The following is a 19,644-nucleotide window of genomic DNA, read 5'->3' on the forward strand; positions in this document are numbered from 1 at the left end:
CCGCACCGGGAGCCGTCGTGCCAGGACCGGCGATGCCTGCCGCGTTCGCGGGCGGAGAGGCGCCGGCTGCCGCAGCAGCGCCGGCCGGGGCGGCCGCCACCGTCGTGGGGGGCGTGATGCGCCACCCCTTCTCGGGTGCCTGCGTACGCCAGCGCGCGGCGAGCGCATCCATGGACGACATCAGGGCCTCCTTGTCCTTGGCCGCCTTGGCGTCGGCGGCCGCCTTCTTGGCGGCCTCCTGCTGCTGCGCAGGGGTGAGTTGCTGCTGGGCGGGGGCTGCCTGCTGCCCTGCAGCCGGCTGCTGGACGGGAGCGGCCTGCGGCCCCGGCGTCGCCTGCTGCACCGGGGCCGCCTGCCGTACCGGAGCCGCCTGCTGCTGCGCATGCGCAGCCGCGCCGCCGGCCAGGAGGCCGGCGAGCGCATAGGCGATATGAAGATGCCGGGTCATTGCTGCCTCCCTATGCTGCCCTGGTCCGCCGGGGCCTTCGGTGCGATATTGGTTGCGGCAGGCGCCTCCACCGTGCCCGGGGCCGGCGCCTTCGGTTCACCGTAGTCGCCCGACGGCGCGCGCGTGCCTGCCTGGGTGCCGGACGGCGGCGTCACGCCGGAAGTCGGTCCCTGCCCGGTTTCGCGCACGGTGCCGCCGGTCTCTGCACCCGAGGTGGTGCCGCCGGAGCCGCCGGCGATGCCCGGCGTACCGCCGGCATAAGTGGCGTCGACCGTGGGCTTGGCAGTCTGCGCAATGATAGTGCCGGCAGTTTTTCCCCCGGCCGACACCTGGCCGGGATACTTGGTCTGGAGAATGCCGTCCTCGCTCGCGGTACGGCCGCGGTCGCAGCCGGCGGCCAGCACCGCCAGCGTCGCCAGCGTGCCGTGGATCAGGATGGTCGGTGCTTTCATGGTATTCCTCAATGGGCCGCTTAGTGAACCGCTTGGTGAACCGCTTAGTGAGCCGGACCGGGGCGCGGATTCGGGCGCGCCGGCGCAGCGCCGGAAGGCGGGCGGTTGGCCGGGTCGGTCGCCGTGCCGTTGCGGACCTCTTCCACCCACAGCGAATGGTGGGCGGCAGCCCAGTTCTCGTCGACGCTGCCCTCGCGCATGGCCTGGTAGGCGCCCGGCGTGCCCCAGGTGCCGATGTAGATGTGGCCCATGGCGGCGGCGACATACAGGGCGGCGCCGGCGATGTGCAGGTAATTGGCCATCTGCAGCACGTAGCGGGTCTGGCCGAAGGTGACGAAGTCCAGGATCAGGCCGGTAACCGACATGACGATGCCGAGCAGGGTCACGCCCAGCCAGAACCAGGCCTTTTCGCCGGCATTGAAGAAGCCGGCCGGCGGGTGCTTGTGCGACACCAGCCCGCCGCCCTGCTTTATCCACTGCCAATCGTGCCGCTTGAAGAAGTTACGCCGCAAATAGGTAATGAACATCAGCACCGAACACACGATGAACACCGGGCCGACGAAATTGTGCACGTATTTCGAGATGATGGCGACCCAGGAAAACAGGTCGTGTCCCATCCACGGCAGCATGATCTTCTTGCCGTACATGATGATGATGCCGGTGATCGCCAGCGCGATGAAACTGTATGCCGTGGCCCAGTGCACGTGGCGCTCCCACGCGGTGAAGCGCTTGATGCGGCGCCCGGAGGACGGCGGTTCCTTGGCCGCCCCGACCGCCTTGTAGAACACGAAGATCAGGAGCGGCACCGCCAGCAGGATGAAGCCGGTGATGGTGGCGAGCGGACCGTTGCGCAGGTGGCGCCAGGTATTGCCGCCGCGCTGGACGATGACGTTCGCCTCGGTGGCGCCATACTGTCCCAGGAAGTGGCGGTCCATGTGCACCCGGCCGGAGGACGAGTTCAGCAGCCCGGGCTCCGGCACGACCGAGTCCCCCTCGATCTGGAGCATGGTCTGCTCCTCCGCGTAGGCCGGCTTGGCCTTCTCGTTGGGCACGCCGGCCCAGGCCGCCGGCAGCATCAGTGCAAGCACCAGGGCCAGCGCGGCCCGCAAGAATGTGGCGTGCATGGTCGGCTCCTCAGGGGTTGGCGCGGTTGTATTCGTTCTGCTGCATGGCGCGGTTCTGGATCGCAGCCGACCACGCCAGCCGGTCGCCATGGAAGCGGGCCTGGAAGTGGCGCTGGTCTTCCTTGCCGGCGTATTCTCCGTGCAGCCAGCCGGGGAACTGGTCGACCTCGAGGCAGCCGGTCAGCAACAGCGGCAGGGCCAGGATCAGGTAACGTAAACGCGAGCGGATCTTGTTCATTGCGGGAACCTCCCTGGATCGTTCTGCACGTCACCAATGATCTGGTTAGTGCGCGGCAAATCTCCCTTGGCCTTGATCTCGCCGCCGCCCTTGGGCCGGCCGTAGGCGATCTTCCAGCCCCACAGCTCGGGCCCGTAGCCGCGCGTCTCGACCCGCTGGCGGTAGATGTCGGCGATCTGGTTGGCCTCGCCGCCCAGCAGGGCCTTGGTGCCGCACTGCTCGGCGCAGGCCGGCAGCTTGCCTTCGGCGATGCGGTTGCGGCCATACTTCTTGAATTCGGCTTCGGAAGTATCCGGCTCCGGGCCGCCGGCGCAGAAAGTGCACTTGTCCATCTTGCCGCGATGGTTGAACATGCCGGTTTCCGGGAACTGCGGCGCCCCGAACGGGCAGGCGTAATAGCAGTAGCCGCAGCCGATGCACTGGTCCTTGCTGTGCAGGACGATGCCGTCCTCGGTGTGGTAGATGCAGTTGGTCGGACACACCGCCAGGCAGGGCGCATCGGTGCAATGCATGCAGGCCACCGACACCGAGCGCTCGCCCGGGATGCCGTCGTTGATGGTCACCACGCGGCGCCGGTTGATCCCCCAGGCCAGTTCGTGCTCGTTCTTGCATGCGGTTACGCAACCGTTGCAGTCGATGCAGCGCTCTGTGTCGCAGATAAATTTCATTCTCGCGGCCATGCCGTTCTCCTCCGCTCTACGCTTCGTTCGTGATACGCCTCAGGCCTTGACGACCCGGCACAGCGATACCTTGGTTTCCTGCATCATCGTCACGGTGTCATAACCGTAGGTCCAGCCCGTGTTGCAGGCCTCGCCGCGCACGGTCGGCGCGCCGCCTTCCGGATAATGGCGCTCGAGGTCTTCGCCCATCCACCAGCCCCCGAAGTGGAAGGGCATCCAGACCAGGCCGATCGGTACCCGCTCGGTGACCATCGCCATCATCTTCATGCGCGCCCCGATCGGGGTCTCCACCCAGACGTAATCGCCGACCCTGGCGCCGATCTGGCTGGCGTCGCGCGGATTGATTTCGACAAACATGTTCTGCTGCAGCTCTGCCAGCCAGGGGTTCGAACGGGTTTCCTCGCCGCCGCCCTCGTACTCGACCAGGCGGCCCGAAGTCATGATGAGCGGGAACTCCTTCGAGTAATCGATGTCCTGGACCGACTTGTACAGGGTCGGCAGGCGCCAGAAGTTGGCCTTGTCGTCATAGGTCGGGTACTTGGCGACCAGGTCGCGCCGCGGCGATGCCAGCGGCTCGCGGTGGGTCGGCACCGGATCCGGGAAGTTCCAGACGTTGCAGCGCGCCCGTGCATTGCCGAAAGGCGCGCAGCCGTGGGCAATGACGACACGGATGATGCCGCCCGAGTTATCGGTCTTCCAGTTCTTGCCCTCGGCCATGGCTTGTTCCTCGGGTGTCAGTTCGGCCCACCAGCCGAGTTTCTTCAGGAACACGTGGTCGAATTCGGGATAGCCGGTGTCGAGCTGGCTGTCCTTGTTGGTCGAGCCGTCTGCCGCCAGCAGCGACTCGCCGTCGTGCTCGACGCCCCAGTTGGCGCGGAACGGCAGTCCGCCTTCGGCCACCGACTTGTTCAGGTCGTACAGGATCGGGGTGCCCGGGTGCTTCAGTTCCGGCGTGCCCCAGCACGGCCACGGCAGGCCGTAGTAGTCGCCCTTGCAGGGACCATCGTCGGCACGCATGGTGGTCGGGTTAAAGGTGTGCTTGTTTTCCATGTGGAGCTTCAGGCGTTCCGGCGAGCAACCGGTGTAGCCGATGGTCCAGCAGGAACGGTTGATCTCGCGCAGGATGTCCTCTACCACCGGCTCGTTGTGCACGACCTTGATGTTCTTGCACAGTTCGTTGTGGAAGCCAAACTTCTTGGCGAACAGGTACATGATCTCGTGGTCGGTCTTGCATTCGAACAGCGGCATGATGACGCGTTCGCGCCACTGGATGCTGCGGTTGGAAGCCGTACACGAACCCTGGGTCTCGAACTGCGAGGCGGCCGGCAGCAGGTAGACGCCGTCGGTGCGCCCGTGCATCGATGCCGTCATGCTCGGATAGGGATCGATCACCACCAGCATGTCGAGCTTCTGCATCGCCGCCTTCATGTCCGGCAGTCGGGTCTGGCTGTTCGGCGCGTGGCCCCAGTAGAACACGGCGCGCAGATTGCTCGGCTGGTCGACGTAGTCGCTGTTCTCGTTGACGGCGTCGAACCAGCGCGAGACCGTGATGCCGGGCTTTTCCATCAGCTCCTTCGAGCCGAAGCGCGACTTGATCCACTCGTAGTCGACGCCCCAGACGTTCGCGAAATGCTTCCAGGCGCCTTCGGCGATGCCGTAGTAGCCCGGCAGCGAGTCGCCGTTCGGGCCGACGTCGGTCGCACCCTGGACGTTGTCGTGACCGCGGTAGATGTTGGCCCCGCCGCCCGGCTTGCCGATGTTACCCAGCGCCAGTTGCAGGATCGCAAGCGCGCGCACGTTGGCGGTACCGACGGTATGCTGAGTGATCCCCATGCACCAGACAACGGACGAAGGTTTGTTGGTCGCCAGCATTTCCGCAGCCATGCGCACCGATTCCTCGGGCACACCGGTAATATCGGAGACCTTGTCCGGTGTCCATTTGGCGACCTCCTTGCGTACATCCTCCATGCCGTAGGTACGGGCCGCGATGAATTCCTTGTCCTCCCAGCCGTTGCGGAAGATATGCCAGAGCATGCCCCACACGAGGGGAATGTCGGTGCCGGGGCGTACCCGCACGTAATGGTGGGCGAAGCGCGCCGTACGGGTAAAACGCGGGTCGATGACGATCATCTTGGCGCCGAGTTCCTTCGCGTGCAGGAAGTGCAGCATCGAAATCGGGTGCGCCTCGGCCGGGTTGGAACCGATGAACAGGACGGCCTTGCTGTGATGCAGGTCGTTGAAGGAGTTCGTCATCGCCCCGTAGCCGAAGGTCTGTGCCACGCCGGCGACCGTGGTCGAGTGGCAGATGCGGGCCTGGTGGTCGCAGTTGTTCGAGCCCCAGAACGAGACCCATTTGCGCAGCAGGTAGGCCTGCTCGTTGTTGTGCTTGGAACTGCCGATCACCATCAGCGCATCCGGGCCGGCTTTCTGGCGCAGCTCGATCAGCTTGTCGCCGATCTCGTTGATGGCCTGGTCCCAGGAGATGCGCTGGTACTTGCCGTTCACCAGCTTCATCGGGTAGCGCAGGCGGTGCTCGCCGAAGGCGTGCTCGCGCACCGAGGCGCCCTTGGCGCAGTGCGCGCCCATATTGATCGGCGAATCGAAGGCGGCTTCCTGGCGCACCCAGACGCCGTTGGCCACCACCGCATCCACCGAGCAGCCCACCGAGCAGTGGCTGCAGATGGTGCGCTTGATCTCGGTAGGCACCGGGGCGCCCGGCGCCTGGTCGGCCCTGGCCGGTTCGATCACGTTCAGCGGCAGCTGCCGGGCCAGGGCGCCGGCACCGGCGGCGACGCCGGCGCCGACCAGGAAGCGGCGGCGTTTGAGTCCGCTGTCGCGGACGGACTTCACGAGGGACATGCTGGTTCTCCCCTATCGATCAATCAATGCGGCTCACGTGCGGGCTCACCCTCAGTTCACCAGTAAGCGGCGGTCTCGTAGTAGCGGCGGATGTGATCCGTTTCGTGGTAACCGCGCTTGACCTGCGGCGCCGCCGCCGGCGCGGGCGCCGGTGTTTCGGCGGCCTCGGCAGTGCCGGCCACCACGGCCAGCGCTCCCAGCGGGGCGGCCTTCAGGAAGCTGCGGCGTGCGCGGTCCGGCTTCCCGGCATCCGGCCCTGCTGCCGGCTTGCCTTCCTGTTCCTGCTCCAACCCTTGCGCTTGCTGTTCCATGGCTGTGTCTCGCTTGTCTACCTGTGCGTTAAACCAGTGATTCGGTGAGCGCTTCGCCGACCACGAAGGCTTCCGCTTCGATGGCGAGGAAGGCACCGGCCAGCCTGGCGACCAGCCGGTAATAATTGGACCCTTCGGCGGACGCGATGTCGGCCAGGCAGCGCTCGTACCACGGCGCGATGTGGACCTCGAAAAAGGCCTGCTGCTGGGCGAGCGGCTGGCGCGCGATCGTTCCGAACTGCGCTGGGGCACCGGCGATCAGCACGCGCATCGTCTCGCACAGCGCGCCCAGGTGGTCCTCGAACTCGCCGACGCCGCGCACCCGTCCGATGCCGAAGCGGGCCAGGTCGGCGCGCAATTCGGCCAACGGGGTGTCGTTCATGTAGCCGGCCAGGTAGCGCGAACCATAGGGATTGACCGGCGGCGTGCCGACGCTCACGAACAGCGTGTCGAATTCCTCGGCCACCGCATCCGGGTCCATGACGCGCGAGGCGAGCGTGAGCGCTTCCCAGGCCTGTTCCAGGCCGGGATCGCCCCCTTCGGAAAGGATGGGGTCGGCGTGCCCGAGCGCGTCCAGCAGCGCGCCGTCCGGCGCCGCCAGCAGCAGGCGCGACAGCAGTGCATACAGGTCCGCGCGCGCCTGGTCCTCGCCAAGCAGCGGCAGGGGTACTGCGACAGCGATGGCGGAGTCGGCGGGACGGCTGATCGAGGGCGCGTCGGAGTGGGACACGGTGCTGCTCTCCTGTTAGCAAAGGGTCACTGGCAGTGTAGTCCTCCCTCGCAGCAGGCCGCGCACGGTTGATGCCGACACGTTATCAAACCATGGTCAACGCATTCCCAGCGCGTGCATGAGCGTCCGGATCACGTAGGCCACGGCCGCCAGCGTGAACACGCCACCGAGCCACAGCGCCCCCAGCCAGGCCAGGCGCCGCACCCACTCGCGCCGGGTCACTTTTCGTGGCCCGGTCTCGCGCGGCGCCTCCATCAGTGGTACCCCGCATCGGCCTTGACCTTGCCCCGGAAGACCCAGTACGACCATGCCGTGTACATCAGGATGATGGGCAGGATGAACAAGGTGCCGACCAACGCGAACAGCTGGCTGCTCGGTGGCGAGGCCGCTTCCCAGATCGAGATCGCGGGTGGCACGATGTGGGGCCAGATGCTGATCGCCATGCCGCTGTAGCCAAGGAAGATCAGGGCCAGCGCCGCGACGAAAGGCACCCGGTGCGGGTCGCGCTTGAGCGAGCGCAGCAGCAGCACGATGAAGACCAGCACCAGCACCGGCACCGGCGCCAGGAACACGATGTTCGGGAAGCTGAACCAGCGCTCGGCCACCGCCGGATCGCGCCACGGGGTCCAGATGCTGACGATGACGATGGCCGCGAGCAGCAGCAGCGCGCAGGGCCGCGCCACCTGCACCATGCGCGCCTGCAGATCGCCCTCGGTCTTCATCACCAGCCAGGTGGAACCCAGCAGGGTGTAGGCGATCATCACGCCGATCCCCGCCAGCAGCGGGAAAGGCGCGATCCAGTCGAGCGGCCCGCCGGCGAAGCTGCGCCCGGAGACCGCGATCCCGTCCAGGAAGGCGCCCAGCGCGACGCCCTGGAAGAAGGTGGCCACCACCGAGCCGCCGATGAATGCCTTGTCCCACAGGTGGCGCTCGTGCTCCTTGGCCTTGAAGCGGAACTCGAAGGCCACGCCGCGGAACACCAGGCCGATCAGCATGAATATCAATGGCAGGTAGAGCCCCGACAGGATGATCGAATAGGCCACCGGGAAGGCCGCCAGCAGCCCTTCTCCGCCCAGCACCAGCCAGGTCTCGTTGCCGTCCCAGACCGGAGCCACGGTGTTCATCATGGTGTCGCGGTCGCGCTTCTTCGGGGTGAAGGGAAACAGCAGGCCGATGCCCAGGTCGAAGCCGTCCAGCAGCACGTACATGAAGACGGCGAAAAAGATGATGACCGCCCAGATGACGGTGGTGTCGATGCCCATGTCAGCGCTCCGGCTTGTTGTCGTCTGGAGGTGCACTGCCCGGGTCGCCCCGGCGCGCCTCGGGGTGCCCGTCGAGCTGGTCGGGGACGGCGCCGGCGTCGTCGTCGTCGTTCTGCACGTCGGCCGCCGACAGCGGCCGCATCGGCGTGCGTCCCTCGCCGGGCCCGCCCTCGGGCGCCTGGTGCAGTTCGAAGCGCTGCGGTCCTTTGCGCATCATGCGCAGCAGGTAGACGGTGCCGGTGCCGAACACGAAGATGTAGGCGACCACGAACAGCACCAGCGTCAGCCCCAGGGTGCCGGCACTGTGCGGCGAGACCGCATCGGCGGTGCGCAGCACTCCGTACACGACCCAGGGCTGGCGCCCGACTTCGGTGGTGGTCCAGCCGGCCAGGATCGCGATCAGTCCCGCCGGCCCCATCCACAGCGCGAAGCGCAGGAAGGGACGTGTCGTCCATATTCGCGCCTCCCCTCCCCCTTCCGCTCCCCGTCTGCGCCGCAGCCACAGGCTCCAGGCGCCCAGCGCGATCATGAGCAGGCCGAGCCCCACCATCAGGCGGAAGCTCCAGAACACGATCAGCGAGTTCGGCCGGTCTTCGGGCGGGAATTCCTTGAGCCCGGGGAACTGGCCATTCCAGGAATGGGTCAGGATCAGGCTGCCCAGGTGCGGGATGCCGACCGCGTACTTGGTCCTTTCCTCTTCCATGTCGGGGATGCCGAACAGCAGCAGCGGGATCGCCTTGTCCCCTTCGTTCTGCCAGTGCCCCTCCATCGCCGCCAGCTTGGCGGGCTGGTGCTTGAGCGTGTTCAGGCCGTGGAAGTCGCCCACCACCGCCTGGATCGGCGCCACGATCAGGATCATCCACATCGCCATCGACACCATCTTGCGCACCGCCGGGTTGTCGCGGCCGCGCAAGAGCTGCCAAGCCCCGCAGGCACCGACGATCAGGGCAGTGGTGAGGTAGGCCGCGATCACCATGTGCAACAGGCGGTACGGGAAGGAGGGATTGAAGACGATCGCCAGCCAGTCGGCCGGGACCATGCGTCCGCCCTCGATGGCATAGCCCCGCGGGGTCTGCATCCAGCTGTTGGCCGCCAGGATCCAGGTGGACGAGATCAGGGTGCCGATCGCGACCGCACAGGTCGCGGCGAAATGCAGGCCGGGGCCGACCCGGGTCCAGCCGAACAGCATCACGCCCAGGAAGCCGGCTTCGAGGAAGAAAGCGGTCAGCACCTCGTAGGACAGGATCGGTCCCATGATGCTGCCGGCGAACTCGGACAGGTAACTCCAGTTGGTGCCGATCTGGTAGGCCATCACGATGCCGGACACCACGCCCATGCCGAAGGTGACGGCGAAGATCTTCAGCCAGTAGTGGTAGAGGTCGACGTAGACCTGGCGCTTGGTGCGGAGCCAGCACAGCTCGAGCACGGCCAGGTAGCTTGCCATGCCGATCGTTATCGCCGGAAACAAAATGTGGAAGGACATCGTGAACGCGAATTGCACGCGTGCCAGATCCAAAGCGGACAAACCGAACATGCGGGCTCCTTTTGTCGGGCCGTACTCCGTTGTGGTGTCCAGAATCTAGCATGCGTGATGGGGGCGCACGGTTGGCGATGTCGAATTGATACGCCGGAGCGTTGACTTTGGCTGCATGCGGGCGGTTTTTTTCGGCAGATGCGCGACCCCGCTGCTGCCGGCATTGAAACCTTTCTTCGCATCAGAAAATCCAGAGCCACTGATCCATATTAACGAGCTGTCAGATCGTTCCTGCGATCACTAGCCACTCGTCTATATTGGCTGACGATTCGAGCCCGGCAGCGGCCACGACCGCATCCGGCACGCATACGGACTCGCTATCCGGCGACCCGGCCGCTGCCCTTGCGAGGCAGTGGAACGGGCTATCCATCGTTCATCGATGTGAAAGGAGATGGTTTTGTCCAACAATCACATTCACCGGGCTGCGACGCTGGTCGCCTCGGGCGCCGGGGAGTCGGAGGCAGCGGCCGCTTCCTCGGCCATGCCGACGCGCTTCCGGGAGCTCCTGCAAGACGCCGATCCGACCGCCGTCCGGCAATTGTTCGGGACCGCAGCTGCCCGCGCCGGCCGGCCGGAGCCCGAGCTGAGCGGGACCGGCTTCACCTACCGCCATGACTGGGGTGCCCGGCGCGGGCAGTGGGTGCTGCGCCTGAACTGGAATGTCATCCAGCCCGCCTCCCGGGTGTTCGCCGCGATCGGCGAAGGCGTGCCGGGCGGAACGGCCGCCGGCAAAATGATCGGCTCGGCGCGCTACACCCTGCACAACGTGGCCCCGCGCCGGAACGGCGTCGACATCTGGGTGAACATCGCGTGGAGCGCCGACATCTCGCTCTACGTCGATTACCTGATCATCAACCCTTGAAGCGCACAAGGAGAAACTCCCATGGCACCAAATGATCGCCTCGACCAGGACGCCGCCCTGCTGCTCGACCCCGGAACCGAAGCGCGCGCGGACTCCTCGGACACAAAAGGACCCTGGGCCGTTGCCGAAGCCACTGTCGGCGCGGACGGGCTGCAGCCGGCGCTGCAAGGGACAGGCTTCACTTACCGCCACCCCTGGGGTGCCCGCCGCGGCGAGTGGCTGCTGCGGCTCAACTGGAATCAGATCCAGCCCGGCTCGCAGGTGTTCGTGGCCATCGGCGAAGGCTTGCCGGACGGACCGGACGCCGGCAAGTTCATCGGCGGGGCCCGCTACACCCTGCACAACGTGGCCCCGCGCGAGGGCGGCGTCGACATCTGGGTGAACATCGAATGGAGCGCCGACATCTCGCTCTACGCCGATTACCTGATCGTCAACCCGCCGGTGGCGCCGCCGGACCCGCGCACGGTCTCGGTCACGGTGCACCGCCACGGCAGCGTGGCCCTGAGCGACGCCGAGGCCGACCGGATCCTGGCCGACATGGGCACGATTCTCCAGAACGACGACACCGGCCCCGACGTCGCGACCCCGGTCCGTTTCGTGCGCAACGGCGCGGTTCGGGTGCTGCCGGCGACGGTCCCGGGGACCATCCAGACCTCGGCCGACCTCAATGCCCTGCTCAGCGCAGGCAGTGGAATCAAGATCGTGCAGGCCATCCGCTGGTGCGGCGGTCCCGGCGACAGCATCATCGGCTGCGCCCCGGTCGGCAGCACCTCGATCAACCTGGCCGCGGTACGCTTCACCGCCGACCAGGAGGGCCTGATCTGGGTGCACGAGTACGGCCACAACTGCGGCCTCGGACACCGTAGCGACGACCCGCGCGCCGTCATGTACCCGTCCGTCGGCGTCGACCACAATGTGGTCAACGAAGCCGAGTCGGCGGCTTTCCTTTCCGGCCCGGCCAGCGTCACCGGCAAGGTGATGCCCGCCGGCGGCTGCTCCTGCGGCACGGGCGGCCTGCAGGCGCCCGCCGACGTGCGCGACTTCGTCTCCCGGCACTGGGTCGAGGGCGTGCCCTGGGAGCTGGCTTCGCGGTACACGGAGAAGGATGCCCGCCTGTTGCTGGACTGGCTGGTGAACGAACCCGAGAAGCACGAGGAGTTCCTGACGCAGGTCGTGGCCACCCTCGGCCATATCGGCAGCGAGGTCGCGGTCCAGCCCCTGATCGACTTCGTGCAGGGCCCGCGCGCCGGCCGCGCCGTGTTCAATGCCAGGAACACCGCCCTGCTGCGCCTCGGCGACCTGGCCAACCAGACCGGCAGCCGGGCCGCGCTCGACTTCCTGACCAGGGTCGCGGGCGACATGGACCTCGCCCGTGCGCTGGCGGCCCCCCAGGCCACCGAGGAAAAAGCCATCGCGGCCAAGGCGGGACCGGACGTGGTTGCGCCGACCCTGGACACCCTGGCGGCTGAACTGGCGGTCTCGGCCACCTTCGGGCTGGCGCTGGCCGGCACCGCGCAGACGCAGCAGGCCGTCGAAGCCTTGATGGCGAATCCGGATGCCTTTGCCACGGTGAACCAGGCGGCGCGAGAGGCGGCGCAGATCGCCGCGACCGTACGGGCCAAGGGCCGGGAGGAGTACTACAGGATGAAGGCGGAACACCGGCATCGCCTGTAGCAGCCGGCGTAGGGTGGCGCCCCGTCATCCAGGCCACTGGCCTGGATGACGCCACGCGCTGATCGTTACCGGCCCCGGTATCGTGCCGGAGCATCTTGTTGCAACCGATCACCGCGTGGGCGGGAGGCCCGCCCACGCTACTTTCATCTGCGAAATGAAAGCCGCGAACCCGGCCTTTGTCTATAATGGCTGCGTCAGCATATTCGCGCGTTTTCACGTTCCCGCCATGAACCAACCCATTTCGCTCCCGGGCGAAGCGCCAGTCAGCATCCAGGCCCTCAAGACCAGCTGCAGCGCCTGCAGCATGCACCAGCTGTGCCTGCCGATGGGCCTCGAGGATGCCGACATCAACCGCCTCGACCAGATCATCGGCCGCCGCCGCCGCCTCGCGCGCGACGAGCGCCTGTATGCGATGGGCGAGCCCTTCCGCAACCTGTACGCGGTGCGCTTCGGCCATTTCAAGACCTACCAGGTGAACGCGGCCGGCGAAGCCCAGATCACCGGCTTCCAGATGGCCGGCGAACTGCTGGGCATGGATGCGATCAGCGGCACCCACCACTGCGACGCCGTGGCCCTCGAGGACAGCGAGGTGTGCGAGATCCCGTTTTCGCGCCTGGAAGATCTGTTCGGCCATGTGCCGGCCCTGCTGCGCCACTTCCACCGCATCATGAGCCAGGAAATCACGCGCGAGCAGAACGTCATGCTACTGCTCGGCAATATGCGGGCCGAGCAGCGCTTCGCCGTCTTCCTGGTCAACCTGTCGGCGCGCTATGCAGCGCGCGGCTATTCGCCGAGCAGCTTCCAGCTGCGCATGTCGCGCGAGGACATCGGCAACTACCTCGGGCTCACCATCGAGAGCATCAGCCGCCTGCTGTCGCGCTTCAAGAAGCAGGGCTGGCTGCAGGTGGACAAGCGCGAGGTCACCCTGCTCGACCCGGCCAAGCTCAAGGCGCTGGCGGCCGGCACCGACGTCTGCAGCCCGATGGGCTGAGACCTGGCGCGATGGCTGCACCGCTGCTCGGCCCGCATCTGGACCTGCATCTGCGCAGCTATGGCGAGACGCGCACCTCGGACCGCCACGCGTTCGGCCAACTGGTGCTGCCCGTGAGCGGCGAAGTCGCGCTCGAGATCGAGGGACGCCAGGCCCGGCTCGATCCCCTGTGCGTCGCGGTAGTGGCGCCCGGTGCCTGGCACTCCGAATGCAGTTCGGTTTCCAACCAGTCGCTCATCGTCGACCTGGACGCGGATACGTTTGCGCGCGGACCCTGGCAGCGACTGCTCGAGCGGCCGTTCGGCACCATCGGTCCCGCCGCGCGCAAGCTGGTCGAGTTCATGGGTATCCTGGCCGCCACCCGGCCGCCCGCTCCGTCCGTGCTGCAGGGCTGGACGCCGCTGCTGCTCGACACCCTGGACCTGGGCGCGCCCCGGCCGGCCTCGCGCCTGGCCGCCCTGCTCGCCCGCATCGAGGCCGAACCGGGCCTGCCGTGGACGACCGACAGCATGGCGCGCACGGCGGGCCTGAGCCTCAGCCGCCTGCACGCCCTGTTTCGCGAAGAACGCGACAGCACGCCCCATGACTGGCTGCTCGACTGCCGCCTGCGGCGCGCCTGCGAATGGCTGGCCGGCAGCGAACGGCCGGTGGCCGAGATCGCGCTGGCCACCGGCTTTTCCGAGCAGAGCGCCCTGACCCGGGCGATGCGCAGGGCCATGGACACCACCCCTGCGGCCTACCGGCGGGCCCATCGAGAAAACCTGTCTGGCGAGACCCGGTCAACACCGCAGTAGCCAGGGTCAAGAAAGGCAAAGGCATCCGGCCGACAATCTCGCTACCTCAGGAGATCGGCCATGCTTTCGCAGATTCAGACGACATCCCCCACCACCCAGCTCGGCATCGGCGCCGGCATCACCGCGGGCGCCCTCTGGGGCCTGGTATTCCTCGCGCCCGAGCTCGTGCCCGGCTTCACGCCCCTGCAGTTGTCGGCGGGCCGCTACCTCGCCTACGGCATCGCTGCCGCGCTGCTGGTCGCACGGGCCTGGCCGCGCCTCAGGCGCAGCCTCACCGGGGCCGACTGGCGCGGCCTGGCCTGGCTCAGCCTGGCCGGCAACATCGTGTACTACCTGTTTCTGGCCCAGGCGGTGCAGACGGGCGGCGTCGCCATGACCTCGATCGTGATCGGGCTGCTGCCGATCACCGTCACGCTGGCGGGCTTGCGCGAGCACGGCGCGGTGCCGCTGCGGCGCCTGGCGCCCTCCCTGCTGCTCGGCGGGGCCGGCCTGGCCTGCATCGGCTGGGAGGCACTGGCCTCCGGTGAGGGCGGCTCGGCCATCGGCCTGCTGTGCGCGCTCGGGTCCCTGGCGTCGTGGACTTTCTATGCGGTGGTCAACCGGCGCTGGCTGGCGCGGCTCGAGGACGTCTCGGCCAACGAATGGAGCCTGCTGGTCGGGGTGATGACGGGCGCCCAGGCCCTGCTGCTGGCGGTGCCGGCCTTCCCGGGCGGCGGTGCTTCGCACACGGCCCTCGAGTGGCTGCAGTTCCTCGGCGTCGTGACGGCGGTCGGGATTCTCTGTTCCGTGGTCGGCAATGCCCTGTGGAACTACGCCAGCCGCGCCCTGCCGATCGCGCTGATGGGACAGATGATCGTGTTCGAGACCGTGTTCGCCTCGCTCTACGGCTTCCTGTGGGAGGCGCGCTGGCCCAGCGGCCTCGAGGCCTCGGCGCTGTTGCTGCTGGCGGCCGGGGTGGCCTCGAGCGCCGCCGCGCACCGGGAATGAATCAGACCTCGACGACGAGGTCGGGACGGAAGGCTTCCTGTTCGCCCTTGCTGAGGTAGCCGAGCGGGTTGGCGACCACGCGGCAGGACCATGGCCGCCCTGCCTCGACGCCGCTGGCCACGTAATCGTTGGCGCAATGCAGGTGGCCGTGGATCCAGAGGTCGGCCTGCGGGAACAATCCGTCGAGCGCATTGCAGAAGCCTGCGGTGCCCGGCGTGAGCCCGTAGCGCGGGTCGGCGCTTTGCAGGCTGGGGGCGAAGTGGGTCACTACCACCGTGGTCCCGTCGAAAGGCGCCGCCAGCGCGCCGCGCAGCCAGTCCTGGCAGTCCAGCGACATCTCCCGGATGCCTTCGGCCAGCACCTTCTCGCCGTTCTTCAGGGTGGTGTTCTTCGAGAGGTAGTAGTTCGCCGCCCGGAAGGCCTTGTCGCGTTTCTGCAGCTGCTTGGCCAGGTCTTGCTCCTGCAATGCCAGCGCGTCGAAGTCGCTCCACAGGGTGGTGCCGATGAAGCGGACCTGCCCGATGGCGAGGGTCTCGCGGTCCAGCCATTCGATGCCGAGGCGTGCGCAGCTGGCCTGCAGGCGCGCATAGGCCTCGTCGTATTCGAGGCCGTCGAATTCGTGGTTGCCGGGGACGTACAGGACGCGTGCGGATGAGGCGCCAGGACGCAGGGGCGAGAAGCGTTCGAGGCCGAAGTCCTCGTCGGTCAGGCGCGAGCCTGGCTGGTAGGAACCGATGTCGCCCGCCAGGATGACGACATCGGTGTCGAGCCGGATCTGCGGAACGAAGCCCGCGTAGCGTTCGAGGTGCAGGTCGGAGAAAAGCTGGATGCGCATGGTCGGCGCAGTATAGCGGTTTCCGCTACAGCCTGCGCCGCGGTGTCAGAAGCTGACGCGCACGTAGGGTGCGTTTCTTTTCGCCTCGCCGTGGTAGACCGCTTCGATGTTGTTGCCGTCCGGGTCGAGCACGAAGGCGCCGTAGTAGCCCGGGTGGTAGGCGCGCTCCCCGGGGCGGCCGTTGTCCCTGCCGCCGGCGGCCAGTGCCGCGAAGTAGAAGGCGCTCACCATCTTGCGGTCGCGCGCCTGGAAGGCCAGGTGATGGCGGCCGGTCAGCACGCCCTGCGCGGCCCCGCTGTCGCGGCTGGAAATGAAGAGCTCGTCCGCCCAGAAGTAATCGTCACCCGAGCCGCCCAGGGGAATGCCGAGCACCTCGAACACGGCGGTGTAGAACCTGCGCGATGCGGACAGGTCGCGCACCACGAGCTGGATGTGGTCGATCAGTCGGCCGCGGTAGATTTCCTGTGTTTCCATGCTGTGCTCCTGTCGTGGAAGGTCGTGAAAGACAGCGTGTGCGGGAGCCAGTGTAGTGGCAACGCCGGGCCCAGCCAACGCTTGACCCGCGGCTATTACCAAATCAGGGGTAGCTGACCTTTCGCCGTGTCCCGCAACATCTGGAGGGTGTCCCTGTCGATGCGCGCCGCGGGGACCTGTTCCAGCACCTTGCCGGCGAATTCAGGCAGGCCCGTCATCATTCCGGACACGTGCACGACATTACCCGACTCCAGCTCGATCCTGAACCAATTCCAACTCTTCGAGAAACGCACGGTCCGGACGTCGGCCCAGCCGAAAGCAAGGCGCCGGCCCGTCGGCCGTCCGAAGTCCATGCCCGCTCCAGACACGGTATGCCGCGCGAAGCGATAGTCGGCTACCAGGTAAGCCCCCAGCAGTACGAAACCGGTCATGAAGGCATAGAACCAGAAATTGACGCCCTCGTCCGGCCAGATGCTTGCCGCCACCATCACGCCGACGAAGAACAGCGTGCAGATCACGCCGATGACGAGAAAACGCGCGTGGTGCTGCACGCGGCCGCCGGCTGCGGCAGGAGCGGCACGGTGCCTGCCGCGCGCCAGCCAACGCATGATCAGTGTCATCGACACCACCCAGAACAATCCTTGTGCAAGCATGCGTAGCCAGTCGGGCATCAATCTGTTCCTTCCTTCGATGCGGCGATCGCGCCGCGGTACAGGGCATCCGTGATGCGCTCCTGGAAGGGCGCCTCGGTGCCCAGACCCCAGGCGTGGTACAGGCCGCGGAAGTTGTCGCTGCCGCGGTTGCCGCCGTTCGCATGCAAGGTCCACTGACGCGCCAGCATGGTTCATTGTTGCGGTCTCGTGCGCAGCTTCTCCTCCACGTACGCGAACCATTTGTCGTCGGCCGCGCCGATCCGCTCGAAACTGCGCCAGGTGGCAGTCTGGTTCATGAACATCAGGTAGCTTTCGCCGAGCCGGAAAGCGGGCCGCAGGACGCAGTCGCCTTCGTTCGTCAGCCTGCCGCCGCCGTGCTGCCAGAACGTCTCGTCGCTGTGGTCGGGCGAACCTTCACGCTCCTGGTAGCGGCCCACCGCGCGGCCGCTAAGGGAGAACTCCTTGCGCCCGGGGCCGAGCAGGCGGCGCTGGACTTCGAAGTCGTAGCGCACCAGACCGTCTCCAAGCTCGGCGACGTACACCACCTTGGCGACGCTGACGTCCTGCGCGCCTGCAATCAGCGCATCCGGACCGACGGTCTGTTGCACAGGCGGCGTACGGCAGGCCTGGCCGGCCGGGACCAGCCCTAGCCCGAGCAGCAGGGCCAGGCCGGCGCCGCGGGCCAGGCGAGCGGCGCTTCCCATGTCAGGCCTTCTTCTGCTTGGCGATCCAGCCGTCCACCAGCTCGCCCAGCACGTCGAGCGGCACCGAGCCGGCGCCCAGCACCAGGTCGTGGAAGCCCGCGAGCGAGAACTTCTCGCCCAGTTCCTTCTTCGCCTTTTCGCGCAGGTCGATAATGCGCAGCATGCCGATCATGTAGGCGTTGGCCTGGCCCGGCCAGGCGACGTAGCGCTCGACTTCCTGGGCGCCGATGCCGTAGTCGATCGCCTGCTGGCGGGTCCAGCCCTTCGAGTGCAGGCCGGTGTCGACCACCAGGCGGCGGGCGCGGAACAGTTCCGAACCGAGCGCGCCGAGCAGGCCCGGGACGTCGCCTTCGTACCAGCCCTGCTCCACCGCCAGGCGTTCGGTATACAGCGCCCAGCCTTCCGCATGGGCACTGCCGCCACTGAAGATGCGCTGGCTACGGAATTTCGGGATGCCGGTCAGCTCCTGCTGGATCGCCAGCTGGAAGTGGTGGCCCGGCACCGCCTCGTGGTAGGCCAGGCTGCGCATGCGGATCATGTCGAAGCTCGGGCCGCGCAACGGCACCCAGAAGATGCCCGGGCGGGTGCCGTCAGGCGCCGGCAGCGTGTAGTGGGCGGCAGCCGAGGGTTCTGTCAGCGGAGGCACGCGGCGCACCTCGACCGGGGCGCGCGGCTTCAGGTTGAACAGCGAGGCGCTCCTGCGCTCGGCGTCCTTCACCATCTCGCCGTAGCTGGCGATGATGGCGGGGCGCGGATCGCCCTCGCCCTTCGGCTGGAAGCGCGCGTCCAGCTGCTTCATGCGGGTTTCGATATTGCCCTCGGTGAGGCCGAGCGAACGCAGGTGGCGGTCCATCTCGCCTTCGATGCGCGCGACTTCGCGCAGGCCGATCTCGTGGATCTCGTTCGGGCTCAGCGTGGTGCTGGTGAAGTTCTCGACCGCGCGCGCATAGGCTGCGCTGCCGTTCGGCAGGCGCGAGATGCCGGCCACGTCGCCGGTACGCGGATGGAGTTCCAGCATGAATTCCTGCACCCGCTTGTAGGCCGGGCGGATGCGTTCGTCGACGATGCGGGCGGCGCGCGCCAGCGCGGCGTTGCGCACGTCCGGATTCAGGCCTTCCATCTTCTCGGTGCGCTGGGCCAGCGACGTCACCAGCACGTTCTCGCCCGCCGCCGGCTTGAGGAAGGTGTCGACCTGGTACTGCGCGCGTTCGAGGATGAAGCGCGGCGGGATCAGGGACTTGGCCGCGGCCTCGCGGGCGCGGGCCAGGGCTTCGTCCATGCGCGTGCCGACCTGCTCCAGGCGGGCCAGGTAGCTGTCGAGGTCTTGCGGATCGCGCAGCGGGTGGGTGGTGTTCATGAAGTTGACCAGCCCGACCTGCACGCCGCTGAACTGCGAGAAGATGAAGGAGTGATCCTCGTACGGCTCGTTGGCCACCGCGTTCTGCAGCGACCAGCGCATGACGGCGGCGGAGATGCGCTGGTTCTCGTCCAGCGGGCCGGCCATCCATTTGTCCAGGCGCGCCAGGCCGGTCTTCGCCAGCGCCCGCATCTTCTGGCTGTGGGCCCTGGTGACCGGGGTGAGCTCGCGGTCAAGCTTCGCCTGCACGGCGCCGCTGAAATACTGGGTGGATGTCGCCAGCTGCGGGTTCAGGCGCACCCAGTCTTCGGCGAATTTGTCGGCCCAGGCATCGAAGGCCTTGTTCGGCTTGGCGGCGGCAGCCTTGGCCGCGGGTGCGGCAAGTGCCGCGCTGGGCAGGCTCGCAACGGCGATGGCGGCGGGGATGAACAGTGCGCCGATGGCGGCGCGCAGGCTGCGCTGGCGGAGGGATGGCATCTTGGTCTCGTTTCCTTGGTCGTTGTCGTGTCGGGCGACGGCCTCGTGAGCCGTGCTTGCCGCCAAGGAATCTAACATGGAAAAGGTCAAACAAACAACGCGCGCGTAGTATGTACAGACCTGCCTGCTACGCGATGCTAGCCTGGGCCAGGCCCCTACCCGACATGCACGACTGATATCGGCCGAGATGCGGCCGGA

General features: G+C 67.3%; 21 protein-coding genes and 1 pseudogene. 5 read left to right on the forward strand and 17 right to left on the reverse strand.

Annotated features, from left to right (window positions below; genetic code table 11):
• The 11 genes and pseudogenes from MA09_RS03950 to MA09_RS03995 form a co-directional block, all read right to left on the reverse strand.
• Positions 1-448, reverse strand: a pseudogene (locus MA09_RS03950) (hypothetical protein); the annotation flags it as partial.
• On the reverse strand, positions 445-900 hold the full coding sequence (locus tag MA09_RS03955) for a hypothetical protein (protein ID WP_036245659.1): 456 nt from the start codon (positions 898-900) through the stop codon (positions 445-447). The pseudogene MA09_RS03950 and the gene MA09_RS03955, both read right to left, overlap by 4 nt.
• A gap of 44 nt (positions 901-944) precedes the next feature.
• A complete protein-coding gene (locus tag MA09_RS03960; protein WP_036245660.1) occupies positions 945-2,024 on the reverse strand; it encodes a formate dehydrogenase subunit gamma in 1,080 nt (359 codons plus the stop codon).
• A gap of 10 nt (positions 2,025-2,034) precedes the next feature.
• The gene (locus MA09_RS03965) at positions 2,035-2,262 is read right to left on the reverse strand and encodes a hypothetical protein (protein WP_036245661.1); all 228 of its coding nucleotides are present in this window, start codon (positions 2,260-2,262) and stop codon (positions 2,035-2,037) included.
• A complete protein-coding gene (gene fdh3B / locus MA09_RS03970; RefSeq protein WP_036245662.1) occupies positions 2,259-2,930 on the reverse strand; it encodes a formate dehydrogenase FDH3 subunit beta in 672 nt (223 codons plus the stop codon). The genes MA09_RS03965 and fdh3B overlap by 4 nt, the downstream gene beginning before the upstream one ends.
• Positions 2,931-2,981: 51 nt before the next feature.
• On the reverse strand, positions 2,982-5,801 hold the full coding sequence (locus MA09_RS03975) for a formate dehydrogenase subunit alpha (RefSeq protein ID WP_036245663.1): 2,820 nt from the start codon (positions 5,799-5,801) through the stop codon (positions 2,982-2,984).
• A 56-nt stretch (positions 5,802-5,857) separates the two neighbouring features.
• Positions 5,858-6,112, reverse strand: a complete 255-nt coding sequence (locus tag MA09_RS25210; protein WP_229440547.1) for a formate dehydrogenase — start codon at positions 6,110-6,112, stop codon at positions 5,858-5,860.
• Between the two features lie 28 nt (positions 6,113-6,140).
• Entirely contained in the window at positions 6,141-6,842 is a 702-nt protein-coding gene (locus MA09_RS03985) for a molecular chaperone (protein ID WP_229440548.1), read from the reverse strand.
• A 96-nt stretch (positions 6,843-6,938) separates the two neighbouring features.
• On the reverse strand, positions 6,939-7,064 hold the full coding sequence (locus MA09_RS23990; protein ID WP_229440549.1) for a DUF2474 family protein: 126 nt from the start codon (positions 7,062-7,064) through the stop codon (positions 6,939-6,941).
• Between the two features lie 32 nt (positions 7,065-7,096).
• Entirely contained in the window at positions 7,097-8,104 is a 1,008-nt protein-coding gene (gene cydB, locus MA09_RS03990) for a cytochrome d ubiquinol oxidase subunit II (RefSeq protein ID WP_036245664.1), read from the reverse strand.
• Between the two features lies 1 nt (position 8,105).
• The gene (locus MA09_RS03995) at positions 8,106-9,638 is read right to left on the reverse strand and encodes a cytochrome ubiquinol oxidase subunit I (protein WP_051933149.1); all 1,533 of its coding nucleotides are present in this window, start codon (positions 9,636-9,638) and stop codon (positions 8,106-8,108) included.
• A 397-nt stretch (positions 9,639-10,035) separates the two neighbouring features.
• Between MA09_RS03995 and MA09_RS04000 the strand changes: the two genes are divergently transcribed.
• The 5 genes from MA09_RS04000 (at position 10,036) to MA09_RS04020 (ending at position 14,946) form a co-directional block, all read left to right on the forward strand.
• The gene (locus MA09_RS04000; RefSeq protein ID WP_036245665.1) at positions 10,036-10,500 is read left to right on the forward strand and encodes a hypothetical protein; all 465 of its coding nucleotides are present in this window, start codon (positions 10,036-10,038) and stop codon (positions 10,498-10,500) included.
• A 21-nt stretch (positions 10,501-10,521) separates the two neighbouring features.
• Entirely contained in the window at positions 10,522-12,174 is a 1,653-nt protein-coding gene (locus tag MA09_RS04005) for a hypothetical protein (RefSeq protein ID WP_036245666.1), read from the forward strand.
• 226 nt (positions 12,175-12,400) lie between these two features.
• The gene (gene fnr, locus MA09_RS04010) at positions 12,401-13,165 is read left to right on the forward strand and encodes a fumarate/nitrate reduction transcriptional regulator Fnr (RefSeq protein ID WP_036245667.1); all 765 of its coding nucleotides are present in this window, start codon (positions 12,401-12,403) and stop codon (positions 13,163-13,165) included.
• A gap of 11 nt (positions 13,166-13,176) precedes the next feature.
• Complete coding sequence (locus MA09_RS04015) at positions 13,177-13,959, forward strand: AraC family transcriptional regulator (RefSeq protein WP_036245668.1); 783 nt, start codon at positions 13,177-13,179, stop codon at positions 13,957-13,959.
• Between the two features lie 60 nt (positions 13,960-14,019).
• On the forward strand, positions 14,020-14,946 hold the full coding sequence (locus tag MA09_RS04020) for a DMT family transporter (RefSeq protein ID WP_051933150.1): 927 nt from the start codon (positions 14,020-14,022) through the stop codon (positions 14,944-14,946).
• Position 14,947: 1 nt separating this feature from the next.
• On the opposite strand, the gene MA09_RS04025 is transcribed toward MA09_RS04020, so the two are convergent.
• From MA09_RS04025 to MA09_RS04045, 6 genes are all read right to left on the reverse strand, one after another.
• Entirely contained in the window at positions 14,948-15,781 is an 834-nt protein-coding gene (locus MA09_RS04025; RefSeq protein ID WP_036245669.1) for a metallophosphoesterase, read from the reverse strand.
• A 45-nt stretch (positions 15,782-15,826) separates the two neighbouring features.
• Positions 15,827-16,255, reverse strand: a complete 429-nt coding sequence (locus MA09_RS04030) for a VOC family protein (RefSeq protein WP_036245670.1) — start codon at positions 16,253-16,255, stop codon at positions 15,827-15,829.
• A gap of 95 nt (positions 16,256-16,350) precedes the next feature.
• Positions 16,351-16,926, reverse strand: coding sequence for a hypothetical protein (locus MA09_RS04035; protein ID WP_036245671.1), 576 nt, complete (start codon positions 16,924-16,926; stop codon positions 16,351-16,353).
• Positions 16,926-17,096, reverse strand: coding sequence for a hypothetical protein (locus MA09_RS24775; protein ID WP_161783193.1), 171 nt, complete (start codon positions 17,094-17,096; stop codon positions 16,926-16,928). Before MA09_RS24775 ends, MA09_RS04035 begins: the two co-directional genes overlap by 1 nt.
• 3 nt (positions 17,097-17,099) lie before the next feature.
• Positions 17,100-17,612: a hypothetical protein gene (locus tag MA09_RS04040; RefSeq protein WP_036245672.1), complete on the reverse strand. Its 513-nt coding sequence runs from the start codon at positions 17,610-17,612 to the stop codon at positions 17,100-17,102.
• Between the two features lies 1 nt (position 17,613).
• Positions 17,614-19,446 carry a DUF885 family protein gene (locus MA09_RS04045; RefSeq protein ID WP_036245673.1) on the reverse strand — a complete coding sequence of 611 codons (1,833 nt, stop codon included), beginning with the start codon at positions 19,444-19,446 and terminating at the stop codon, positions 17,614-17,616.
• Between the last annotated feature and the right edge of the window lie 198 nt (positions 19,447-19,644).

Source organism: Massilia sp. BSC265, from assembly GCF_000740675.1.
In the GTDB taxonomy this organism is placed as follows: domain Bacteria; phylum Pseudomonadota; class Gammaproteobacteria; order Burkholderiales; family Burkholderiaceae_D; genus Telluria.